This window comes from Streptomyces sp. RPT161 (genome assembly GCF_027533845.1).
Lineage (GTDB): Bacteria > Actinomycetota > Actinomycetes > Streptomycetales > Streptomycetaceae > Streptantibioticus_A > Streptantibioticus_A silvisoli_A.
Genome location: NZ_JAPZVN010000093.1, coordinates 1 through 687 on the forward strand (window position 1 = coordinate 1; position 687 = coordinate 687).

Below are 687 nucleotides of genomic sequence, written 5' to 3' on the forward strand. Positions count from 1 at the left end.
ACCGCATCCGACGCTCCAGCTCCTCGTCGGCCGCCATACCGCCGTCGGCCCACGGTCCCCAGGCCACCGAGGTTCCGGTCAGGCCCTCGGCGCGCCGCTGTTCGGCCAGCGCGTCCAAGTAGGCGTTGGCGGCGGCGTAGTTGGACTGGCCAGCGGTGCCCCAGACACCGCTCACCGATGAGAACAGTACGAACGCGGACAGGTCGAGCTCGCGGGTCAGCTCGTGCAGGTTGAGCGCGGAGGCCGCCTTCGCCTGCCACACCTTCTCGAAACGCTCAGGCGTAAGTGCGTCCAGCACACCGTCGTCCAACACACCCGCGGCATGGATGACGCCGGTCAGCGGTTGCTCGGCCGGAATGGCGGCCAGCAGCTCCGCCAGCGCGTCGCGATCCGCCACATCACAGGCCGCGATCACCACCTCGACACCAGTAGCAGCCAACTCCGCCTGGAGCTCGACAGCACCCGGGGCGTCCATACCCCGCCGACTGGTCAGCAGCACACGCCCGGCGCCATGACGCACCAGCCAACGGGCCACCTCAGCACCCAACGCACCCGTACCACCAGTGACCAACACCGTGCCACTCGGCACCCACGAGCCACCCTCGGCACCGTCCTGCGGGGCACGAACAAGCCGACGCCCGAACACCCCCGCCGAACGCACCGCAACCTGATCCTCAACACCAACCC

Annotated in this window: 1 protein-coding gene; it reads right to left on the reverse strand. The window is 69.3% G+C overall.

Features of this window, described 5'->3' with window-relative positions; translation table 11 throughout:
- Positions 1-687 (reverse strand): beta-ketoacyl reductase (locus O5O46_RS35045; protein WP_269859732.1); only part of this gene is annotated, 687 nt, incomplete at both ends.